15 protein-coding genes are annotated in these 20974 nt (G+C 69.3%); 7 read left to right on the forward strand and 8 right to left on the reverse strand.

Features of this window, described 5'->3' with window-relative positions:
• Positions 1-48 precede the first annotated feature (48 nt).
• The 4 genes from IU452_RS09955 to IU452_RS09970 all read left to right on the forward strand — a co-directional run bounded on the left by IU452_RS09955 (position 49) and on the right by IU452_RS09970 (position 4762).
• Complete coding sequence (locus IU452_RS09955) at positions 49-1785, forward strand: hypothetical protein (protein WP_416382306.1); 1737 nt, start codon at positions 49-51, stop codon at positions 1783-1785.
• An 84-nt stretch (positions 1786-1869) separates the two neighbouring features.
• The gene (locus IU452_RS09960) at positions 1870-2862 is read left to right on the forward strand and encodes an oxidoreductase (RefSeq protein WP_195108660.1); all 993 of its coding nucleotides are present in this window, start codon (positions 1870-1872) and stop codon (positions 2860-2862) included.
• 43 nt (positions 2863-2905) lie between these two features.
• Entirely contained in the window at positions 2906-3478 is a 573-nt protein-coding gene (locus IU452_RS09965; RefSeq protein ID WP_195108661.1) for a TetR/AcrR family transcriptional regulator, read from the forward strand.
• Positions 3479-3568: 90 nt separating this feature from the next.
• On the forward strand, positions 3569-4762 hold the full coding sequence (locus IU452_RS09970) for a Cmx/CmrA family chloramphenicol efflux MFS transporter (protein ID WP_195108662.1): 1194 nt from the start codon (positions 3569-3571) through the stop codon (positions 4760-4762).
• Between the two features lie 36 nt (positions 4763-4798).
• On the opposite strand, the gene IU452_RS09975 is transcribed toward IU452_RS09970, so the two are convergent.
• The 5 genes from IU452_RS09975 to IU452_RS09995 form a co-directional block, all read right to left on the reverse strand.
• Positions 4799-6001 (reverse strand): cytochrome P450, encoded by a 1203-nt coding sequence (locus tag IU452_RS09975; RefSeq protein WP_195108663.1) that lies wholly within the window; start codon positions 5999-6001, stop codon positions 4799-4801.
• Positions 6002-6108: 107 nt separating this feature from the next.
• On the reverse strand, positions 6109-6696 hold the full coding sequence (locus IU452_RS09980) for a TetR family transcriptional regulator (protein WP_195108664.1): 588 nt from the start codon (positions 6694-6696) through the stop codon (positions 6109-6111).
• Between the two features lie 303 nt (positions 6697-6999).
• Complete coding sequence (locus IU452_RS09985) at positions 7000-7647, reverse strand: MBL fold metallo-hydrolase (protein ID WP_195108665.1); 648 nt, start codon at positions 7645-7647, stop codon at positions 7000-7002.
• A gap of 64 nt (positions 7648-7711) precedes the next feature.
• Entirely contained in the window at positions 7712-10777 is a 3066-nt protein-coding gene (locus tag IU452_RS09990) for an ATP-binding protein (RefSeq protein WP_195108666.1), read from the reverse strand.
• Between the two features lie 65 nt (positions 10778-10842).
• Positions 10843-12720, reverse strand: a complete 1878-nt coding sequence (locus tag IU452_RS09995) for an ABC transporter ATP-binding protein (RefSeq protein WP_195108667.1) — start codon at positions 12718-12720, stop codon at positions 10843-10845.
• A gap of 143 nt (positions 12721-12863) precedes the next feature.
• Here IU452_RS09995 and IU452_RS10000 point away from each other — a divergent pair, with 143 nt between their 5' ends.
• From IU452_RS10000 to IU452_RS10010, 3 genes are all read left to right on the forward strand, one after another.
• Positions 12864-13763, forward strand: coding sequence for an NADP-dependent oxidoreductase (locus IU452_RS10000; RefSeq protein ID WP_195108668.1), 900 nt, complete (start codon positions 12864-12866; stop codon positions 13761-13763).
• Positions 13764-13830: 67 nt separating this feature from the next.
• Positions 13831-16635, forward strand: a complete 2805-nt coding sequence (locus IU452_RS10005; RefSeq protein ID WP_195108669.1) for an FAD-binding and (Fe-S)-binding domain-containing protein — start codon at positions 13831-13833, stop codon at positions 16633-16635.
• A gap of 376 nt (positions 16636-17011) precedes the next feature.
• Positions 17012-17938 carry a DNA-3-methyladenine glycosylase family protein gene (locus tag IU452_RS10010; RefSeq protein ID WP_195108670.1) on the forward strand — a complete coding sequence of 309 codons (927 nt, stop codon included), beginning with the start codon at positions 17012-17014 and terminating at the stop codon, positions 17936-17938.
• A 13-nt stretch (positions 17939-17951) separates the two neighbouring features.
• Here IU452_RS10010 and IU452_RS10015 read toward each other — a convergent pair whose 3' ends face one another.
• From IU452_RS10015 to IU452_RS10025, 3 genes are read right to left on the reverse strand one after another with little or no spacing between them, the layout of a single operon-like run.
• Positions 17952-19223 (reverse strand): ABC transporter substrate-binding protein, encoded by a 1272-nt coding sequence (locus IU452_RS10015; protein ID WP_195108671.1) that lies wholly within the window; start codon positions 19221-19223, stop codon positions 17952-17954.
• Positions 19220-20044 (reverse strand): carbohydrate ABC transporter permease, encoded by an 825-nt coding sequence (locus IU452_RS10020; protein WP_195108672.1) that lies wholly within the window; start codon positions 20042-20044, stop codon positions 19220-19222. The genes IU452_RS10015 and IU452_RS10020 overlap by 4 nt, the downstream gene beginning before the upstream one ends.
• Entirely contained in the window at positions 20034-20900 is an 867-nt protein-coding gene (locus tag IU452_RS10025; RefSeq protein ID WP_195108673.1) for a carbohydrate ABC transporter permease, read from the reverse strand. The genes IU452_RS10020 and IU452_RS10025 overlap by 11 nt, the downstream gene beginning before the upstream one ends.
• Positions 20901-20974: the final 74 nt, after the last annotated feature.

Consider the following 20974-nt stretch of genomic DNA (forward strand, 5'->3'; position numbering starts at 1 on the left):
CGGCGGGTGGGGGTGGAGGCACGGGGGCGTGCGTTGTGGGGGAATGGTGTGGTGGCTGTTGCTGCCGTGTTGGTTGTGGTGCAGCTCGTGGTTCGGGGGTGGGTGGCCGGGAGGGGATTCTTCTACTGGGACGACCTCATTCTGGTGGGGCGGGCGGGGGCCTACCCGGTGTTGTCGTCGGATTTGTTGCTGTACAACCACGATGGGCATTTCATGCCTCTCGCGTTCGTGACGGCCTGGGTCGTCACGCACGTCGCTCCGCTGGTGTGGGCCGGGCCGGTGGTGTCGCTGCTGATGTTGCAGGCGGCGGCCTCGGTGGCGGTGTTGCGCATGCTGCTGGTGTTGGTTCCGGCGGCCCGCGCGCGGTGGGTTGTGCTGGTTCCGTTCGTCTTCTACCTGTTCTGTCCTTTGACGTTGCCCGCGTACGCGTGGTGGGCGGCGGGTCTGAATGCGCTGCCGTTGCAGTTCGCGCTGGCGTGGGTCATCGCCGACGCGGTCCTGCTCGTCCGGACCGGGCGGCGCCGGTACGCCGTGTCCGGGATCGTCGTCGTGGCGGTGGCGTTGCTGTTCTTCGAGAAGTCGGTGGTGGTGCCCTTCGTGGCGTTCGCCGTCGCCGCACTCGTCCGGTGTGTCGACGGACGCGGTGCTGCGGTCCGCGTCGTCTTGCGGCACGGCGCGGCGCTGTGGGCCGGGTCGGGACTGGTGCTGTTGTGCTGGCTGGCCGTGTACTGCTCGGTGGCGGCCGCGGCCGTCCACGAGCGTGCCGGGCTGCGCGGCCTGCTGAACGGCGCGACCTCGCTGGGCATCGTGCCGGCGCTGCTCGGCGGGCCCTGGGTGTGGGAGCGCTGGCTGCCGTCGACACCGTGGGCGGCGCCGCCGGGCTGGGCCGTCGTCGCTGCCTGGGTCGCACTGGGAATCGTGGTGGCGCTGACGATTCGAGCCCGGCTGCGCGTGATTCCGGTGTGGGTGGCGGCCGTGGGCTATGTGGTGGCCGCCCAGATTCCGGTGGTCCTCGTCCGAGGCGGCCCCGATACCGCGGCCGAACTCACGCAATCGCTGCGCTACCTCGCCGATGTGGCCGTGGTGCTCACCGCCCTGGGCGCCCTGCTGCTGCATGCCCGCCCGAGCGGCCGGATCCGATTGCCCTGTTCTGTTGTCGTGGCACTGACGGCGGCCTTCGTCGCGAGCAGCCTGTGGTCCACCGGCACCTTTGCGCGGTCCTGGTCGGTGAGCCCGACCCGGACCTATCTCACGAATGCGAAATCCGCGCTCGCCGCCCACGGCAACGCGCCCCTACTGGACCAGGAGGTCCCGTGGGATGTGCTGAGCCCGTTGACCTCTCCGCAGAATCAGGTCAGCCGCGTCCTGTCCGCAACGGCACCCGCCGGGACGTTCGCGAACTCGACGCCGCGCCTGCGCATGTTCACCGATACCGGCGAGCTCGTCGACGGACAGGTCTGGTGGAACCGCGCCATCCGCCCCGGACCCGAGCCCGGCTGCGGATATCGCATCGATGACGCGCAGCCGGTCGATATCGCCCTCGACGGCCCCATGCTCGAGCGCGGCTGGACGGCCCAGCTCAACTATTTCGCCGACCGGGACGGCCGGATCACCGTCGCCTTCGAACACGGCCGGGCAGTCGTGGCCCCGGTGCAAGCCGGCCTGCACACGGTCTTCGTCCGCCTGGTCGGCAGCGGTGAGATCTTGCGAATCGGTTCTCGCACACCGGGCTTGGACCTGTGCCTCGGCACCGGACCCGTCGGCGTGGCGTCCTTCGACCCCTGAGGCGGCGCCCCGCCGTGCATTCCCTCCCCCGACCGTCGGTCCTGATGCGCTGCTCGCGCGGGGGTGCGCACCTATGCTCGAACCATGTTCTGGGCGATGGTGGCGCACGAGACGGACAGCGGTGTGGTGTTGCGGCGCGAAGAGGTCGGCGACGATTTCCTCGGACCCGGCACGGTGACGATCAAGGTGCACTATACGAGTGCCAACTTCAAGGATGGGCTGGCCATCACGCCGGGCGGCGGGGTGGTGCGCACCTATCCGATCATTCCCGGCATCGACATCGTCGGTGAGGTGGCCGCCTCGGAGGATCCGCACTTCGCCCCCGGCGATGCGGTCGTCGCCCACGGCTACGAGATCGGGGTCTCGCACAACGGCGGCTTCGCCGAATACGCCCGGGTGCCCGCGGAATGGGTGGTGAAACTCGACGGCCTGACCACCCGGGAGGCCGCCGCGCTCGGCACCGCCGGATTCACCGCGGCCATGAGCGTGCAGGCGCTGCTGGACCGCGGCCTCACGCCCGATGCGGGTCCGGTCCTGGTCACCGGCGCCACCGGCGGGGTCGGCAGCGTCGCCGTGGACATCCTCGCGGGTCTCGGCTTCGAGGTCGTGGCCTCGACCGGCAAGACCGATGCGGGCGAACTGCTGTCGGCCCTCGGCGCCAAGTCGGTGATCGGGCGACTGCCGGAGGACCCGGACGCGAAACCGCGCCCGCTCGGCAAGGCCCGGTGGGCGGGTGCGGTGGACAGCGTCGGCGGCAAATCCCTGGCCTACGTGCTCAGCACGATCCAGTACGGCGGTGCGGCGGCGATCAGCGGCCTGACCGGCGGCGCCGAACTGCCCACCACCGTCATGCCGTTCATCCTGCGCGGCGTGGCACTGCTCGGCATCGATTCGGCCCACTTCCCGATCGACCAGCGCCGCGCCCTGTGGACTCGCCTGGGCAAAGACCTGAAACCCCAACACCTTTCCCGACTGGAGAACTACGCGCCCATCACCCGCGCCGAGGAGGTCCTGCACGCCATCCGAGCGGGCCACCACTCCGGCCGCACCATCCTGGGAGTCGCCGGGGAGTTCTGACAGGTTTTGGATCAATCAATCCAAAACGTGTTACGGTGGGCGCATGCCACGGCCGAAACAGTTCGACGAGGACCGCGCGGTGGACGCGGCCATGCGCGCGTTCTGGACCGCCGGTTACGACGGGACCTCGACGCAGGACCTCTGTGCCGCAACAGGGTTGGGACGCAGCAGCATCTACAACACCTTCGCCAGCAAGCACGACCTGTTTCAGCGGGCGCTACGCCGCTATATGGAGTCCAAGAACGCGGGGACCTTCGCGATTCTCGACGGCCCGGGTACGGCCAAGGACAAGGTGCGCACTCTGCTGCGGCAGGTCATCGAGTCCCCGGACAGCGATCCGCTCGGCTGCCTGGTCGTCAATTCGATCGTGGAGCTGGGTCCGCGTGATACCGAGGTGGCCGATGTGTTGCGCGCCGATCTGGACCGGCGACTGTCCGCCCTGTCGGCCACCATCGCGGCCGGGCAGCGCGCCGGTGAGATCGAGAAGGGCCGCAAGGCAACCGATCTCGCGCATTTCGTGATCTCCACCATCAGCGGTATGCGGGTGGCCGCGCGGGGCGGCGCGGATCGAAAAACGTTGGAGGCCATTGCGAACGTCGCATTGAGCTGTCTGTAGTCCGCCCCCGAGGCGGGACCTGTTGTCGTGGGCCGACTTTCGCGTGCCCTCATTTTGAATCGAACGGTCTAAAACTAGAAGGGTTATCCGATGCCGTTGGCGGTCTACATCCTGGGCTTGTCCATCTTCGCCCAGGGCACTTCCGAACTGATGTTGGCGGGCCTGCTCACCGAGGTCTCCGGCGATCTGGGTGTTTCGGTGCCACAGGCGGGCCTGCTGACATCCGCCTTCGCGGTCGGCATGTTCCTGGGCGCGCCGATCCTTGCCGTCGCCACCGTGCGCTGGTCGCGTCGTAGGGCGCTGCTCGCGTTCCTGGCGGCGTTCATCCTGGCGCATGGGGTGGCCGCAGTGACCTCGGAGTACTGGGTCCTGTTCGCGACCCGCGTGATCTCGGCGTTCGTCTATGCCGGGTTCTGGTCGGTGGGTTCGGCCGCCGCGGTGGGTCTGGTCGCGGACGATGCCCGGGGCCGGGCAATGAGTATCTTCGCGGGCGGACTCACCGTGGCCACCATCGTCGGGCTTCCCGCGGGCACCTTCATCGGCCAGCATCTGGGCTGGCGGGCCGCGTTCTGGACCGTCGCGGTGCTGTCGGCGATTGTGATGGTCGGAGTGCTCCTGCGGGTGCCCGACAGCCGTCCGACCGAGATGCCCCGGGTGCGGGATGAGCTGCGTGCCTTGGCCACCGCACCGGTCGCCCTGCTCTACGGCACCACCGGGCTGGCCACCGCCGCTCTGATCGGCACCTTCACCTACCTCGGCGCGCTGCTGACCGGCACGACCGGGGTGGCCGATGGCTGGGTCCCCGTCCTGCTCGGTGTCTACGGCGCCGGTGCCTTGCTCGGTATCGCCATCGGTGGCCGCACCGCCGACCGCTACCCCGCCCGCACCTTCACCGTCGGTATCGCCGGACTGGCGGTGACCTCCGCCCTACTGGCCTCGACCGCGCACCATGTGGCGCCGGTGGCCGTTCTCGTATTCTTCTTGGGCGCCTTCGGTTTCGGCATCAACCCCGTCTCCAACAGCCGCGTCTTCAGCCTCGCCCCCGGCGCCGCCACCCTGGGCGCCGCAGGCAATGTCATGTCCTTCAACATCGGCATCACGCTGGGCCCGTGGCTGGGCGGCCTCGCCATCGGCGCCGGTATGGGTTACCCGTCCGTGGCCTGGATCGGCACGGCACTGGGTCTCGCCGCCCTAGGGATGGTCGCCTGGTCCCAGGCCTCGCGTCACCGCCCGGTTCCGTCGAATATTCCGGCCGAACCTCAACTGGCCCAAGCCAATAACTGAGTTCGGGAATGGCGAAATGGTCATCACGGTTTTCCGTCACCAGCTCACCGGCAGCTCCTTCGGTCCCCGCACCAGGAGCCCGGTCTTCCATGGGACGTCTTCGGCGGGGATCGCGAGGTGCAGGGTCGGGAAGCGGCGTAGCAGCGAGCCGAGGGCGACCTGCAGTTCCAGCCGGGCCAGCTGTGCGCCGAGACAGTGGTGCGCGCCGTATCCGAAGGCGACGTGCGGATTGTGCCGCCGCGCAAAATCCAAATCCTCGGGGTGATCGAAGATGGCCTCGTCCCGATTGGCGGACTGCATGTTGACGAATACCGCCTCCCCCGCGCGCACGATCACCCCGGCCAGTTCGACATCTTCGGTCGCCACTCGCGGTGAGCTGCCGCCGGAACCGAGTTGTACGTACCGCAGCAGTTCCTCGACCGCGCCGGGCACCAGCGCCGGTTCGGCCCGCAGCCGATCCCAGTGCTCCGGGTGGGTCAGCAATATATAGGTGAAGTTGGCGATCTGGTTGGCGGTGGTCTCATGGCCCGCGATGAGCAGACCGACGCCGAGGTTGACCAGTTCCGGTTCGCTGAGCCGGTCCTCGTCATCGCGCGCCGCGACCAGGGCGCCGAGCAGATCGTCGGTCGGCCGGGCCCGGCGCTGGGCGACCAGTTCGGCCAGGTATTCCTCGAGCGCTGCTCGCGCGGCATCGATCTGCTCACGGGTGTAGGCGGTGGTGGACAGCACGGCGTCGGAGAATTCCCGGAACCGGTGCTGGTCTTGTGTCGGTACGCCGAGCATTTCGCAGATCACGGTGACCGGCAGCGGCAGCGCCAGGCGCGGTACGAGGTCGGCGGGCGCGCCGGAGCGCTCGATCTCGTCGAGCAGCGCGTCCACGATCTGCTGCACGTGCGAGCGCAGCTGCTCGATGCGACGACTCGTGAACGCCTTGGCGACCAGCTTGCGCAGCCTGCTGTGCTCCGGCGGATCCATGCTCAGCAGCGAATTGGCGCGCGGTGGAGCCGGAGTCGTTCTCGGCATGTCCTCCCGCTCGACGGTCACGGCACGACTGAACCGGGGGTCGGCGAGGACCAGTTTGACGTCCTCGTAGCGGGTGACCAGCCAGCCCTCGCCGCCGTAGGGCAGCCGGATTCGCGAGATCGGTTCGTCCCGGCGCAGTTTCGCATAGAGCGGGTGGATGTCGAGCCGGACGGGTTCGCCGAAGGGGTACTGGCGCACTTCGGATTTCACGGTCATGGGGTCTCCTTCCCCGACGCCGACACGGGGGCGCATCAGCGATGTAAGCAGTCGCTTACAAAATAATGTTAGGGAGGTCACACCGCTACGTCAATGAATGAATGTCCTTAGGACGGTGGGAATTTCGGGTCGATGTCGGCCAGCAGGACCTGCGCCGCGCGCAGCACGTGCCGGGCGATCACCGCATTGTCGGCACCGGCCAGGGGTTCCCGTCGGTGCACCGACCGCATCAAGGCAATGCCGAGCAGCCAGGCCAGCAGCAGGTCGGCGCGCAGCTCGCCGTCGGGCTCGTCGGTGAGTGCGGACAGCGCCCGCACGTATTCATCGCCCAGCTCCCGGCGAATCGCCTCGGCGCCTTCATCGTGCCCACTGGACCGCAGCGCCGCATGCAGCCAATGTCCCGGCGTCGCCGGATCGGTCGGCTCGAGCACCCGCGCCAACAGCCGCCCCAACAGCCCGTCGGCCGGCCCCTCCTCGAGCACCCGCCGCCCCCGATCCGCAATGGCCGCCCGAAACAGCTCGTCCTTACTCCCGAAGTACCGAAACAACAACGCCTGATTGACCCCCGCCCGCCCCGCAATATCCCGCACCGTCGCCCGCTCGAACCCCCTCTCCGCAAACAACTCCTGTGCCGCCCCCAAAATCGCAGCCCGCGTGGCCCCCGAATCCCGCTTCCGCCCACCCACCCCGCTCATAGACCCTCCTCGCCGAACACTGGAACAGCAGCGTAGGTGCCGCGAGGAAGAGGACAAAGCGTCGGCTTGTGCGAGGGGGCGATCTCGTCGCCGCGAGGTTATTTCGATGCCTGGTCGCCTAGGGCGGCGAGCACGGCGAGTTGGCGGCGGTCGCGGCCCGAGGGTGCCTGCGCCGGTCGCGGCGACCGTCGACTCACTGGTGGCGGCAGCAGTACGGACGCCGTTGCTCCGGCGACTGTTCGGGTGAGGGTGGGGCCCGCCCCTCGGTTCGGCCGAGTGTGATGCTCGGCCGAACCGAGCGGATCACCACTCGGGCTGGGCGCCCGATTCGAAGGCGCGGCGAGCCTCGGCGACACAGTCGGACCAGGGGCGATCACCCAGTTCGGTGACGCCCGAGTCGCCGATGAAGGCGCTGGAGACGATGACATCGGGGGTCAGGGTCGCCAGCGTGTCCAGGGCGGTGAGCAAGGTGTCCCGGTCGCTGTGGCCCTCGATGTAACCGGCCCACCACTCGCCCTTCCGGCCGCGGACGAGGGTATCGCCGGTGAACAGGTAGCGGCGGCCGGAGATGGGAACGAGGTAGGCGGCGCTGCCGGGGGTGTGGCCCGGAATCGGGATCACCTCGAGACCCGCGAACCCGATGTGCCGGGTTTCGAAAGGATCGTCGACGGTGGTCTGGGTGACCAGGTCGGCGTCCGCCTTGTGGATATGCAATTTCGCGCCGAAGCGGGTGCGGATGGTGGCCAGCGTCGGGGTGATCTCGTCGCGGTGGCTCAGGTACTGGTGGGCCACGCCGCCCAGTTCGGCCATCTTGTCCAGATCTTCGGCGTGCGTCGTGTTGTAGAACAACACATTTCCCTCGGGGCTGGTCCACAGATAGGCGTGGGTGGTCAGTCCGGGGAAGGGATTTTCGGTCTCGGTCTCCCAGAGAGCGGGGGCGATCTGCTTCATGATTCTCTCCTTTCACCCATAAGGCGCGAGATCCGGTCTAGCGCCGCTGGATCCGCGGCCCGGATTACAGCGCCCAGCGCATCGCGCGGTGCGGGTGATAGCGGCAGACCAGGCCGAGCGAAATATTCGCCCGCAGATGTTCGGCCAGTTCCGGATGCTGCCGATCCAGTCGGCGCAGGGTGTCGCGGACCCGCGCCGACACCGTCTTGCGGGCTCGCTCGGCCTCGTCGCCGAGCTTGCGGGTGCGGCCGGCCAATCCCGTGGCGCTGCGCAGCTCCGATAACAAGGCCGCACGTTCGCGATCCAGTTCTGCGGCACGATCGTCGGCGCCGAGCGCGGTGGCGCGGTCGATCTGCTCGTCGAGAGCGGTCAATCGCTGTCGGTACGCCTTCTTGGCCGTCTCGTCCAGCACCGGTTCGGCACCGAACGATCTCGCCGCCCGGACCGTCGGCTCGCCCGGCCCGCCGACCAGCTCGAGCGCCGGGATGTCGTGGCCCGGGTGGGACAGCAGCAGATGCAGATCGCGGAGCCCTTTGGCGTCGGGCAGGTGAGCCGTGCGGTCGGCGAAACGCACGGTCCACACCGCGCCGTCCCGGCGAAAGGCATTGTCGGGTACCGAGACCGCCGCTTCGGGAGCGATGGGCGGCGGGTGTACGTGGCCGAGTAGACGGAGGTGGTGTTCGGCCGCGTCGACCCAGGGCCGGGCACGCAGCCGGCGGGCCGCTTCGGCGGCTGAACGCAGTTCCGCGGCGGCGAGCCCATGCTCACCGGCCGCGGCGGCCAAGCGCCCGAGCCAGTACGCATAGGGCCCGTACACCGCGCCACCGCCTGCCACCACCGCCCAGTAGTCGCGCAGCGGAAGGAGCTTGGCGCGCACCGAATCTCGCAGCGCCGGATCGTCCAGAGCCAGTGCGGCCTGCGCCTGCGCCACCAGTATGCCCGGCTGGAAATGGCGGGGGTACGTCTCGTACAGCCGCTGACTATCGCTGAACCGCAACCGAACTCGCTCGACATCGCCGCGCAGGACGGCGGTAACCAGATCCGGCACCGCCGTATATTCCCCGGCCATCGTGTAATAACGGTCCACGAAGGCCGCGGCCTCGTCCGCATCCCCGGTCAGTACGGCCAGCGCCCACCGCTGTTCCAGCCACAGGGGATTCCTATCGACCTCCCCCAACCGTTCTCCGAGCGTGTACGCGCCGTCGATGGCCGCTCTCGCCTCGGCGAACTGACCGGTGAGCATGGCCAGCGCACCCACCCGCGACAGCGCCACGAACCGGAACCTCGGCAGTCGAGACCGGTCGGCCAGCATCGTGAAGGCGGCCAATTCGGCATGGGCACGGGGATCACCGAGTTCGAGCAGAGCCGCATACCGCAACAGCCCGCCCTGCAGATGGATCTCCTCGCGCCGCGAGCGCTGTCCCACCGCCACCAATTCGTTGGCCAGCGCCAGCCGATCCGCCGCGGTGCCCGGCCACCAGATCATGTCGTGGCGGGCCAGCAGAGCCGCGGCCATGGCGGTATCGTCGCCCGACTTCCTGGCCAGCTCCACGATCTCCGCGTCGTCGCCGCCCGGATCCGGTGTGCGAGAACGGCCGGTGTGGACGCGCACACGTTGCGCGGCCGCCAGTAGGCGGACGGCGAGCGGGTCGGTCTCCGGACGAGAGGTGAGCAGTAGGCGGTGCGCCCGATCCATGAGCGCGATCTCGCGATCGGCGTCGAATTCCGGATCGGGTGTGCCGAGTTCATGGAGGCCGAGTGCGGCCTCGGCGAACAGGTCGGCGCGGCCGGTTCGCTCGGCATCGCCGAGTGTGGCCTCGAAAGCCTCTCGGGCGTCGGCGAGTTCGCCGGTGTCGGTCAGCGTCACCGCCAAGGCGAGGGTGACCTCCGCATGCTGGTCGTCGTGGTCGCCGAGAAGTTCCAGCGCGCGGCGATAGTGCTGAGCCGCCTCGTTCGCGGCCAATCGGGCGCGGGCATCGCGAGCCGCCGTCAGCAGCAGGTGGATACGCTGCCTCGCATCGATCTCACCGTGGGCGAGGTAGGCGTGATGAGCGATATCGCCGGGACTGCCGCGCGCGTCGAGGAGCGCGGTGGCGAGGGCGGCGTGGCGTTGTCGGGCCTCGCGGGGACCGATCCGGTTGGTCAGCGCCTCGCGGATCAGATCGTGCACGAAGCGGTAGCGGTCGGGTGTCACCGGGCCGACCAGGCGCGCGCGGACGGCCGTGGCCAGATCGACCGGGGCCGCCGCGACGGATTCGAGGACCGCACTGTCGAATTCGCCGCCCAGCAGCGCGGCCGTGGTGAGGACCTCCACGACGGCCGTCGGCAGCATCGTCAATCGCGCGTCGAGGATGTGGCGGACGCCGGAATCCAGTGAATCCAGCGCATCGCCCGCGCCCCAGAGCCGTGCCGCCTGTTCGGCGACGAAGGGGTTACCGCCGGTGATCGCATGCAGTGTTTCGAGCACCTCGCCGGGAAGCCGCTGACCCGTTGCCGCCCAGGCTATTTCGCCTAGGGCGTCGACGCCGAGCCCGGTCAGCTCGAGGACGCGGGCACCGTCGCGCACCTGTGCGAACGCCTCGGCCAGCGGATGCTGCGGCGTGGCGACCTCGCCGTCTCGGACGGCGGCCACGATCGCCAGCCGTTCGAACCAGGTGTGCCGGGCGACGAAGGCCAGCAGCCGGACCGAGGCCGGATCGGCCCGGTGCAGATCATCGATCACCACGATCACCGGGCGCACCGCGCACGCCGCGACGAGGGCCTCGGTGACGGCATCGCCGATCCGGAACAGGTTCGCGTCGTCCTCGCGGGCAGGTGCCTCCCCGATCAGTACCGACAGCGCATTGCCCGCGGCATCGTCGAGCGCCGCCCACCCGCGGGGACCCGCGGCGCGCCGCAGCCCGCGCAGCACCTGAACCCACGGCCAGAACCCCGGGGTCCCCTCGCCATTCCATGCCGTCGCGGTGAGCACCAGCGCCGTATCGGCGTCCATCTCACCGACGACCTCGGTGATCAGCGTGGTCTTGCCGATACCCGCCTCACCGCAGACCAGCACCAGACCACCGTGGCTGGTGACGGTGCGGCGCAACGTATCCCGCAGTTGCCGAGCCGCATGATCTCGACCGATCACCTATCTCACCGCCCCCCGCGTCGTCGTTCGGTGGTGGCCATGCCGGACTCTACGGGACGCTCGGCTCAGGCGGCCACGGGCTCGTCGTCGGCGAACTGGGTGCGATACAGCTCGGCGTAGCGGCCGCCGGTGGCGAGCAGCTCAGTGTGCGTGCCGCGTTCGACGATGCGCCCGTCCTCGACCACCAGGATCTGGTCGGCATTGCGAATGGTGGACAGCCGGTGGGCGATCACCAGAGCCGTTCTGCCGTCGAGGGCCTCGGCCAGCGCCTCCTGCACGGCGGCCTCGGAGGTGGAGTCCAGGGATGCGGTGGCCTCGTCGAGGATGACCACGCGCGGCTGCTTGAGCAGCAGACGGGCAATCGTCAGGCGTTGGCGTTCGCCGCCGGACAGGCGGTAGCCCCGTTCGCCGACCATGGTGTCCAAGCCGTCCGGCAGGGACGAGACCAGATCGCGTAACCGGGCGCGGCGCAGCGCATCCCACAGCTCGTCGTCCGTGGCCTCGGGGCGGGCCAGCAGCAGGTTCGCGCGGATGGTGTCGTGGAACAGGTGCCCGTCCTGCGTGACCAGGCCGACGGTGTCCTGGATGGACCGGCCGGTCAGCTCGCGGACGTCGACGCCGTTGAGGCGCACCGCACCCGAATCCACGTCGTACAGGCGCGACACCAGCTGGGCGATGGTGGATTTCCCGGCTCCCGAGGAGCCCACCAGCGCGATCATCTGGCCGGGTTCGGCGTGTAGCGAAACCCCGTGCAGCACCTCGACTCCGCCGCGGGTGTCGAGGGTGGCGACATCCTCGAGCGAGGCCAGCGACACCTTGTCGGCCGACGGGTAGGCGAAGTGCACCTTGTCGAACTCCACCGAAACCGGCCCCGCCGGAACCTTTTTCGCATTCGGCGCGTCCTGGATCAGCGGCTTCAGATCCAGGATCTCGAAGACGCGCTCGAAGCTCACCAGGGCTGACATGATGTCCACCCGGGCGGTCGCGAGCGCGGTGAGCGGAGTGTACAGGCGGGTCAACAGCAGCGACAGCGAGACCACCGCGCCCGCGTCGAGCTGTCCGCGCAGGGCGTACCAGCCGCCGAGCCCGTACACCAGCGCCACCGCCAGCGCCGAGACCAGCGTCAGCGCGGTCACGAACGCGGTCTGCAGCATGGCGGTGCGCACGCCGATGTCGCGCACGCGACTGGCGCGCACGGCGAATTCGGCGGATTCCTGGGTCGGGCGGCCGAACAGTTTCACCAGCGTGGCGCCCGGCGCGGAGAAGCGCTCGGTCATCTGCGTGCTCATGGCGGCGTTGAGTTGCGCGGCCTCGCGTTGGATCCCGGCGACGCGGCGGCCCATACGGCGGGCGGGCAGCATGAACACCGGCAACAACAGCAGGGCGAGCAGAGTGATCTGCCAGGACAGGCGGACCATCACCGCGAGGGTGAGCACCAGGGTGACGATGTTGGTGACCACCCCGGACAGAGTGGTGCTGAAGGCGCGTTGCGCCCCGATCACGTCGCTGTTGAGACGGCTCACGAGCGCCCCGGTGCGGGTGCGGGTGAAGAAGGCGATGGGCATCTTCTGTACATGGTCGAAGACCGCGGTGCGCAGGTCGAGGATCAGGCCCTCGCCGATCCGCGAGGACAGCCACCGGATCACGATGCCGAGGGCGGCGTCGAGCACGGCCACCAGCCCGATGACGAGGGCCAGGACGACCACCGAACGTGGCGCGGCGTGTCCGACAATGTCGTTGACCACCCGTCCGGCCAGCACGGGATTGGCCACGGCCAGCAGCGCCGAGACGATACTGAACAGGAGGAACCCGATCAGCGCCCGTCGATGCGGCCGGGCGAACCGCAGGATGCGCGCGGCCGTGGCCCGGGTGACTTTGCGCTGCTCCTGCGGCGCGTGCGCCTCCCGGTACAGCTGGCTCCACGCCACCGACTCGATACTCATCCACCGCTCCTTCCGCTCCCGGGTCCATCGAACCCCGGGACACCGACACTAAGACCTCAACAATGGTTGAGAGCAAGCCTTCCCGGACGCGGGCGGCGTTCGCGTTCGGCGTAATCGGGCCGCGAGGCTCTAGAGTCGATCCGGTGAAGGCGATTCAGTACGAGCGTTTCGGCGGCCCCGAGGTGTTGGAACTGGTCGACGTGCCGGTGCCGGAGCCGACCGGTGCACAGGTCCGGCTGGCGGTGCGCGCGGCGGGTGTGAATCCGGCCGACTGGAAGCGCCGCAACGGCGCGTTCGGGCCGCTGGAGTTTCCGGCCCGCGCCGGTTTCGAGATCGCCGGTGTGGTCGACGCGGCCGGACCGGAGGCCGCATGGCAGGTGGGCGACGAAGTGATCGGGTGGACCGCGACGGGTGGTTACGCCGAATTCGCGCTGGCCACTCAATTGGCGGCCAAGCCTGCGCAGCTGTCGTTCGAGGATGCGGTGGCGATCCCCGTCGCGGCCAATACGGGCAGCGGCGGGCTCGAGGCACTGGGTCTGAAGTCCGGGGAGACGCTGCTGGTCAACGGGGCGTCCGGGGCCGTCGGGTCGATGGTGGTGCAGCTCGCGCGGGCGGCGGGCGCGCAGGTGATCGGCACCGCGTCGGCCCGCAATCAGGACGTCGTCCGCGGTTTCGGGGCGACGCCGACCACCTATGGCGACGGCGTCGTGGAACGGGTGCGCGCGCTGGCACCGGACGGCATCGACGCGATCTTCGACTGTGCCGGGCACGGATTCCTGGATGCCGCGATCGAGCTGCGCGGCGGCACCGACCGCATAATCACCATTGCCGACGGCGCCGCGGCCGAGAAGGGCATCGCCTTCTACGCCCGCGCCGGCGCCCCGGTCCTCGATATCGTCGAGCGAGTGGCACGGTCGGTTGCCGACGGAGATTTCCGGCTGCCCGGCCCGGCGCGGATCTATCCGCTCGCCGAGGCCGCCGCCGCACAGCGCGAAAGCGAGACCGGCCACGGGCTGGGCAAGATCGTTCTCGCGGTCGGCTGACCACCCGGCCGCGGGGCGAGGCCGACATCTCGGACGACCGGGCCGCACCCGCGAATAGTGTGGCGGTATGACCGACTCGTGGGTGCGGGCACTGCGCGACAGGATCGACGGCGAGGTGGAGGCCGACGAGCGACGGCGCGCGGAGTTTTCGTCCGACGCCTCGAACTATCGGGTGCTCCCGGCCGCGGTGGTGTTTCCGCGCAGCGCCGAGGACGTCGCGGCGGCCCTCGAGTCGGCGCGATCCGAAGGCCTGCCGGTCACCGCACGCGGCGCCGGAACGTCGGTGGCGGGCAATGCGATCGGGCCCGGCCTGGTCCTCGATTTCAGCCGTCATCTGAATGCGGTGCTCGAGGTGGATCCCGAAAAGCGCAGGGCGCGAGTGCAACCCGGCGTGGTACTGGCCCAATTGCAGCGGCATGCGGCACCCCACGGGCTGCGCTTCGGCCCGGATCCGTCCACTCAGAACCGGTGCACCCTGGGCGGAATGATCGGCAACAATGCCTGCGGGCCGCGCGCGGTGGCTTGGGGGCGGACCTCCGACACCGTGCGTGACCTGCGCATCCTGGACGGGACCGGTACCGAGCGCACCCTGGGCGACGGATTGTCCGCGGTGGCCGGACTACCCGAGTTCACCCGGCGACATCTCGCGCTGATCCGCACCGATCTGGGCCGCTTCGACCGCCAGGCCTCGGGATACGGGCTGGAACATCTACTCCCCGAACGCGGTTCGTCGGTGGCCAAGGCCTTCGTCGGCACCGAGGGCACCTGCGGGCTGCTGTTGGAGGCGACGGTCGATCTGGTCCCGCTCCCCCGGGCCACGGCGCTGGTGGTGCTCGGCTATCCCGATATGCCCACTGCGGCAGACGATGTCGCGGCCGTCATGGCCGCCGGGCCGATCGCCGTGGAAGGCATCGACGCCCGCCTGGTCGATGTCGTGCGTGCCCACCGCCGCGCGGTTCCCGAACTCCCCGCGGGCGGCGGATGGCTGTTCGTGGAACTGGCCGCGGACTCCGCGGGCCAGGTGCACGATCGGGCCGTCACCCTGTGCCGCACGGCGCATGCGCTCGACAGCCGGATCGTCACCGATCCCGCGGCGGCGGCGCGGCTGTGGCGAATTCGCGCCGACGGCGCCGGTCTGGCGGGGCGTACCCCCACCGGACAGCCCGCCTGGCCGGGCTGGGAGGACGCCGCCGTACCGCCGGAGCACCTCGGTGCTTATCTGCGAGATTTCGACGAACTGATGCGCATGCACGGGGTCGACGGGCTGCTCTACGGCCATGTCGGCGACGGCTGCATCCACGTGCGCCTGGATCTGCCGATCGCCGATGCGCCGCAACGGTTTCGCGCCTTTCTCGAAGATGCCACCGATCTGGTCGTCCGCCACGGCGGTTCGCTGTCGGGTGAACACGGGGACGGCCGGGCGCGCTCGGAACTGTTGTCGCGCATGTACTCTCCGGCCGTTCTGACCGCCTTCGCCGAATTCAAGGGCCTGTTCGATCCCGACGACGTGCTCAATCCGGGCGTCCTGGTGCGTCCCCGGCCGATCGACGCCGATCTGCGGCTCGCGGGCCTGCGGCCCACCCCCGCGGCGGGCGGCTTCGCCTTCCCGGACGACGGCGATATCGGGGCGGCCGTGCATCGCTGTGTCGGAATCGGCAAGTGCCGCGCCGATACTCGCGGTGTCGGCGGCTTCATGTGTCCGTCCTATCTGGCCACCGCGGACGAGAAGGACAGCACTCGTGGGCGCGCCCGCGTCCTGCAGGAGGTGGTGCGCGGCGCCCTGGACTGGCGTTCGGAGGCCGTCGCGGAATCGTTGGATCTGTGCCTGTCCTGCAAGGCCTGCAGTTCGGACTGCCCCGCGGGTGTCGATATGGCCACCTACAAAGCCGAAACCCTCCATCGCCGCTACCGGCACCGCCCGCGGCCGCTCGACCACTATGCGCTCGGCCAATTGCCGCGCTGGCTGGCCGGGGCGAGCCGGATGCCGCGGGTGTTCAACTCACTCATGCAGGTGGCCTCGCTGCGCCGTGTCGGATTGCGTGCCGCCGGTATGGACCCGCGCCGCGAGGTCCCGGCCTTGGCGGACCGAAGTTTCCGGCGGGCATGGGCACAGCGCCGTCCCTCGGATTCGCCGGGCGCCGGACATCGGCAAGAGACGGCGGGCCGATCGGACACCCGGGTGATGCTTTGGGTCGACAGTTTCACCGACGCGTTCGATCCCGAGATCGCCTGGGCTGCGGTGGAACTCATCGAATCGCTCGGCTACCGCGTGCGCATCCCGGAGCGCCGGGTGTGCTGCGGTCTCACCTGGATCAGCACGGGTCAGCTCGACGGCGCACGGAAACGGTTGCGCGCGACGCTGGCCGCGCTCGACGAGCACGTGCGGGCCGGGGGCGTGGTCGTCGGGTTGGAACCGTCGTGCACGGCGGTCCTGCGGTCGGATCTGGTCGAACTGCTACCGGACGATCCGCGGGCCGCGCGGACGGCGGCGGCCGTGCAGACCTTCGCCGAATTCCTGGCCGCCGACCCGGCGTGGCAGGCCCCTGACCGGACCGGCGAGACCGTGCTCGTCCAGCCGCACTGTCATCAGCACTCCGTCATGGGATTCGAGGCCGATCGCCGAATTCTCGAACAAACGGGGGCGAATGTGACTGAGGTCACTGGATGCTGTGGACTTGCTGGAAATTTCGGCATGCAGTCCGGGCATTACGACATTTCTGTCGCGGTGGCCGAGAACGGATTACTGCCCGCGCTGCGGGAGGGTGGGGCCGGGGCGGCGTTCGTGGCCGACGGCTTCTCCTGTCGCACCCAGGCGGCGCAGCTCGCCGGTCGCGGCGGACGTCATCTGGCCCAATTTCTCCTGGGCCGGTAGGCCTTCCGACACGGGCGCCCGCCGCGGGGGCGCGGCGGGCGTGCGGAGGGCGGCGGCTCAGCTGCCGAACGGCAGGGTGCCGGGCGGGATCTGGTAGCCGGAGCTGCCGGCGAAGACGTTGCCCCAGGCATTGAGTAGCCAATTCAAAAAGTTGGTAAGCATTCGAAACCTCCGTCGCGGCGGATGCCCATTGATTGCCGGTATGGCCGATCGAAGAGGGAATCGCCCTATGTGATAGTTCCGTTACACGCTAACGGCACCGGTACGGCGGCCGCTATTTCCAGTTGCCTTTCTCACGAAACCGATTGTGGCGCACGTCACCGCGAGAACTGGGGTTCGTGCGTGGCCCGAACCGGGCTCGGGGCACAATGTCCCGGTGACAACCAGGATCGGCGGCGCGGAGCGCACGGTGAGCGCCGAGCGTCCGATCGATCTCGCCCACACCGTCGCGCCGCTGCGCCGCGGCCACGGCGATCCGTGCCATCGGGTCACGCCGGACGGTGCGCATTGGCGGGCATCCCGGATGCCGACCGGCCCGGTGACCTACCGCCTGACCCAGGCGGGCCCGTGCGGGGTGGCTGCCCGGGCCTGGGGTCCGGGCGCCGAGGAATTCCTCGACCAGCTTCCGCACATGCTCTGCCTGGACGAGGACGTCGCCGACTTCGCCCCCACCCACCCGAAGATCGCCGAGGCCCACCGCCGCTTCCCCGGCCTGCGCATGCTGCGTACCGGCCGGGTGTTCGAGACGTTGGTGCCGACCGTTCTGGAACAGCGGGTGCACATGATCTCGGCCCGCGCGTCGTGGCGAAAACTGGTGTGGCAGTTCGGCGAGCCCGCTCCAGGACCGGTTCCCGCGCCCATGCGGGTGCCGCCGGACGCCGAGACCTGGCGATACATCCCGTCGTGGACCTACCACCGCGCCAATGTCGATCCGCAGCGCTCCCGGACGATCGTGCTGGCCGCCCGGATGGCCGACAAACTCGAGCAGGCCGCGACCATGGACCACGCCGAGGCGGCCCGCCGACTGCGCACCGTCCCGGGCATCGGAGTGTGGACGGTCGCGGAGATCGCGCAGCGCGCCCTCGGCGACCCGGATGCCCTGTCGGTCGGCGACTTCCACCTCGCTGCCGTCGTCGGCTGGACTCTGCTGGGCCACCCGATCGACGACGACACCATGGTCGACTACCTCGAACCCCTCCGCCCCCACCGCTACCGCGCCGTCCGCCTCCTGGAAGTCTCCGGCCAAGCCCGCAAACCCAAATTCGGCCCCCGCACCCCGCTGGTCGACCACAGCCGCATTTGAGTCGGCGGGCGGATTACTGGTCGGCGACGGCGTTTTCGGCGGCGGAGCGGGCACGGGTGAGGGCCTCGGGGACGGGGAGGCGGCCGAGGAACATTTCGGCAAGGATCGGGTCGATGGCTTTCAAGGCTGCCGGGAAGCCGGGGCCGCCGCCGGAGCCGATACGAGGTCCGCGCAGGACGTCGAAGAAGGCGGAGACGTCGATTCCCTTGTGTGCCCAATAATCTCGATAGACGTGCTGCTCGGAGACGGCCGCCGGGATGGTCATGCCGTCTCGGCCGAGGTAGCGGTTACCCTCGGCGCTGCCCAGCCAGGCCAGCACGCGGCGGACCGCATCGGGGTGGTGGGTGGCGGCGTTGGCGGCGATACCGATCGTGTTGTCGGTGCTCACCCGTCCGGACGGGCCTTGGGGGATCATCGCGACACCCCACTGGAATCGGGCCTGCTGTGCGATATCGGCCAGGTTGTAGGTGCCCGACTGGAACAGCGCCAGCCTTCCTTGGAGGAACGCGTTTTTGGCGAAGGAGCTGTCGGCGTTGGTATCGGCCGCCGAGGGGGCGAGACCGTCGGCGATCAGTCGCGCCAGATAGGTGAACGCCGTGACACCCTGCGGACCGTCGAAGACGAACCGATCCCCGTCCTGGAACTGCCCACCGGCCGAACCCAGATACGGCAGTTCGATGGACTGGAAATCGTTGCCTGCGTTATACGCCCACGGCGCGACCGTGGCCAGCCGGCGCAGCAAGGGCCGGAAGGTGTCGTCATCGCCGGGGCTCCAGCGCAGCGTGGCGAGTTCGGCCGGATCGACCCCTGCGGCCGACAGGAGGTCGCGGTTGTAGTACACCGCGGTGCCGCCGTCGCTGAATTGCGGTACCGCCCACAGAGTTCCGTTGCGGGTGTACTGTGCCACCGCGGCCGGATCCCATGCCCGAACCGCGACGGGACCGAGCACCCGGCCGATATCGAGCAGCCGCCCCGCGTCGGCGTAGTCCTCGTAGAGATTGACCCAGAACAGATCATCCGCCGTGCCCCCGGCCACATCCAGCCGCAGCTTCTGCGGGTACGACGCCCAGGGCACCACCGTGATCCGCACCTCCACATCCGGATTCGCCTGTTGAAACGCATCGAGCGAAGCGCGGTAGGTGGACAGGAAACTCTGGTCCCAGATCCGCAGGCGCACCACGGTTCGACCCGAACCGTCGTCGGCGCGCCCGAGCCACAGCGCTGCCGCGATCAATACGACGGCGCTGAGCACGATTGCGAGGACCGCCCGGGTAGAGGTTTTCATTTCAGCCCCGTCCAGGAGATCGATCGCAGCACCTGCCGCTGGAACAGCACGAACAACAGCACCAGCGGGGCGATCGCCAGCGTCGTCGCGGCCATGACCAGCGTCCACCGAGCGTTGTACTCGGTCTGCAGATTCGCCGTCGCCACCGTCAGCACCTGCCAGGTGCGTCCGCTACTCGCGACCAGCGGCCACATGAAGTTGTTCCACTGCGACACGATCGTGATGATCGTCAGCGTGGCCAGCACCGGCCGGCTCATCGGCACCACCACGTGCACGATGATGTCGAGCGTGGTGGCGCCGTCCAGCCGTGCGGCACCGATCAATTCCTCCGGAATGGAGCGAAAGTACTGGCGCAGCAGAAAGATCGCATACGGCGAGCCGAACACGAACGGCAGCACCAGGGCCCAGAAGGTATTCAGCCACTCCAGTTTCGCGAACATCAGATACAGCGGAATCAGCGTGACCATGGGCGGCACCATCATGGTCGCCAGGTACACCCAGAACAGCGCGTCCCGCCCGGGGAAGTCGGTGCGCGCGAAGGCATAGGCGGCCAGGATCGAGAACACCAGCTGACCGAGGGTGATACAAGCGGTCATCAGCGCCGTCACCAGGACCGCGCGGCCGAGGCCCTCATCCACGACGGTGTGAAAGTTGGTCCACGTCACCGGCGTCGGCAACGCGAGCGGCGGATCGGTCGCGAACTGCGCCGGTGTCTTCAGCGCGGTGAGGGCACTGAGCACCAGCGGAGCCACCGTCACCAGGCCACCCAGCACCAGCACGAGGTACGCGGCGCCGCTGCGCACTGCGCGCTCAGGACTCATAGCTGGTCCGATTCCGGAAGAACCGATGCTGTGCCACCGTGACCGCGAAGATCACCACGAACACCACCAGCGCCATGACCGCCGCCCGCCCGGGCCGCGCGGCATCGAAGGCCTCCGAGAACATCCGCATCGCAACGACATCCGTGCGCCCGCCCGGACCGCCCTTGGTGAGGGCGTACACGGTGTCGAAGGTCTGGAACGCCGCCAGCACGCCGGTGACGAGCACGAAGAACATGGTGGGCCGCAGCAACGGCAGCGTCAGCCAGCGGATGCGCCGCCATCCGGTCGCACCGTCGAGCGCCCCGGCGTCGAAGATCTCCCGCGGTATCGCCCGGATACCGGCGACGAAGAACAGGGCCACATATCCGAAGTTGGTCCAGACGCTCACCGCCGCCACGGACGGCAGCGCCAGGGCGGGCTCGGACAGCCATTCGATCCGCCTGCCCAGCACCGCATTCAGCGCGCCCTCGGTCGGCGCGAACATCCACTGCCACACCACCCCGACAGCGACGGGGGCACACATCCACGGCAACGCGTACACCACCCGCAACGCCGACCCACCGCGGCGCCGTGCCAGCAGGACGGCGACCGCGAACCCCAGCACGGTCTGCACCGGCACCACGATCGCCGTCAGCCCCAGCGTGACCAGCAGCGCATGCCCGAACTCCCGATCACCCAGCACCGACCGCCAATTCCGCAGCCCGGTGAACTCGATGCCGCCCAACAGATTCCAGCTGTGCAGGCTCAGCCACCCCACCACCGCGATCGGCACCAGCAGAAATCCGCCGACCCCGATCAGGCTCGGGCCCAGGAGCAGATAGCTCGTCACCGCACGACGCGCCGCACGTCGATCCATGATCAGCGACGCTACCGCCGATCATTCCCACCGGCGCGCCACGCGGCACCGGGTGTCCGCGGCGACGCGCGCCG

The sequence above is a fragment of the Nocardia transvalensis genome (genome assembly GCF_015477765.1).
Lineage (GTDB): Bacteria > Actinomycetota > Actinomycetes > Mycobacteriales > Mycobacteriaceae > Nocardia > Nocardia transvalensis_A.

Bases quoted from the DNA above. Each gene is read 5' to 3' on its own strand.
- IU452_RS09960 (WP_195108660.1), top strand. From the start codon at position 1,870: ATGTTCTGGGCGATGGTGGCGCACGAGACGGACAGCGGTGTGGTGTTG.
- IU452_RS09965 (WP_195108661.1), top strand. From the start codon at position 2,906: ATGCCACGGCCGAAACAGTTCGACGAGGACCGCGCGGTGGACGCGGCC.
- IU452_RS09970 (WP_195108662.1), top strand. From the start codon at position 3,569: ATGCCGTTGGCGGTCTACATCCTGGGCTTGTCCATCTTCGCCCAGGGC.
- IU452_RS09975 (WP_195108663.1), bottom strand. From the start codon at position 6,001: ATGACCGTGAAATCCGAAGTGCGCCAGTACCCCTTCGGCGAACCCGTC.
- IU452_RS09980 (WP_195108664.1), bottom strand. From the start codon at position 6,696: ATGAGCGGGGTGGGTGGGCGGAAGCGGGATTCGGGGGCCACGCGGGCT.
- IU452_RS09985 (WP_195108665.1), bottom strand. From the start codon at position 7,647: ATGAAGCAGATCGCCCCCGCTCTCTGGGAGACCGAGACCGAAAATCCC.
- IU452_RS09995 (WP_195108667.1), bottom strand. From the start codon at position 12,720: ATGAGTATCGAGTCGGTGGCGTGGAGCCAGCTGTACCGGGAGGCGCAC.
- IU452_RS10005 (WP_195108669.1), top strand. From the start codon at position 13,831: ATGACCGACTCGTGGGTGCGGGCACTGCGCGACAGGATCGACGGCGAG.
- IU452_RS10015 (WP_195108671.1), bottom strand. From the start codon at position 19,223: ATGAAAACCTCTACCCGGGCGGTCCTCGCAATCGTGCTCAGCGCCGTC.
- IU452_RS10020 (WP_195108672.1), bottom strand. From the start codon at position 20,044: ATGAGTCCTGAGCGCGCAGTGCGCAGCGGCGCCGCGTACCTCGTGCTG.
- IU452_RS10025 (WP_195108673.1), bottom strand. From the start codon at position 20,900: ATGGATCGACGTGCGGCGCGTCGTGCGGTGACGAGCTATCTGCTCCTG.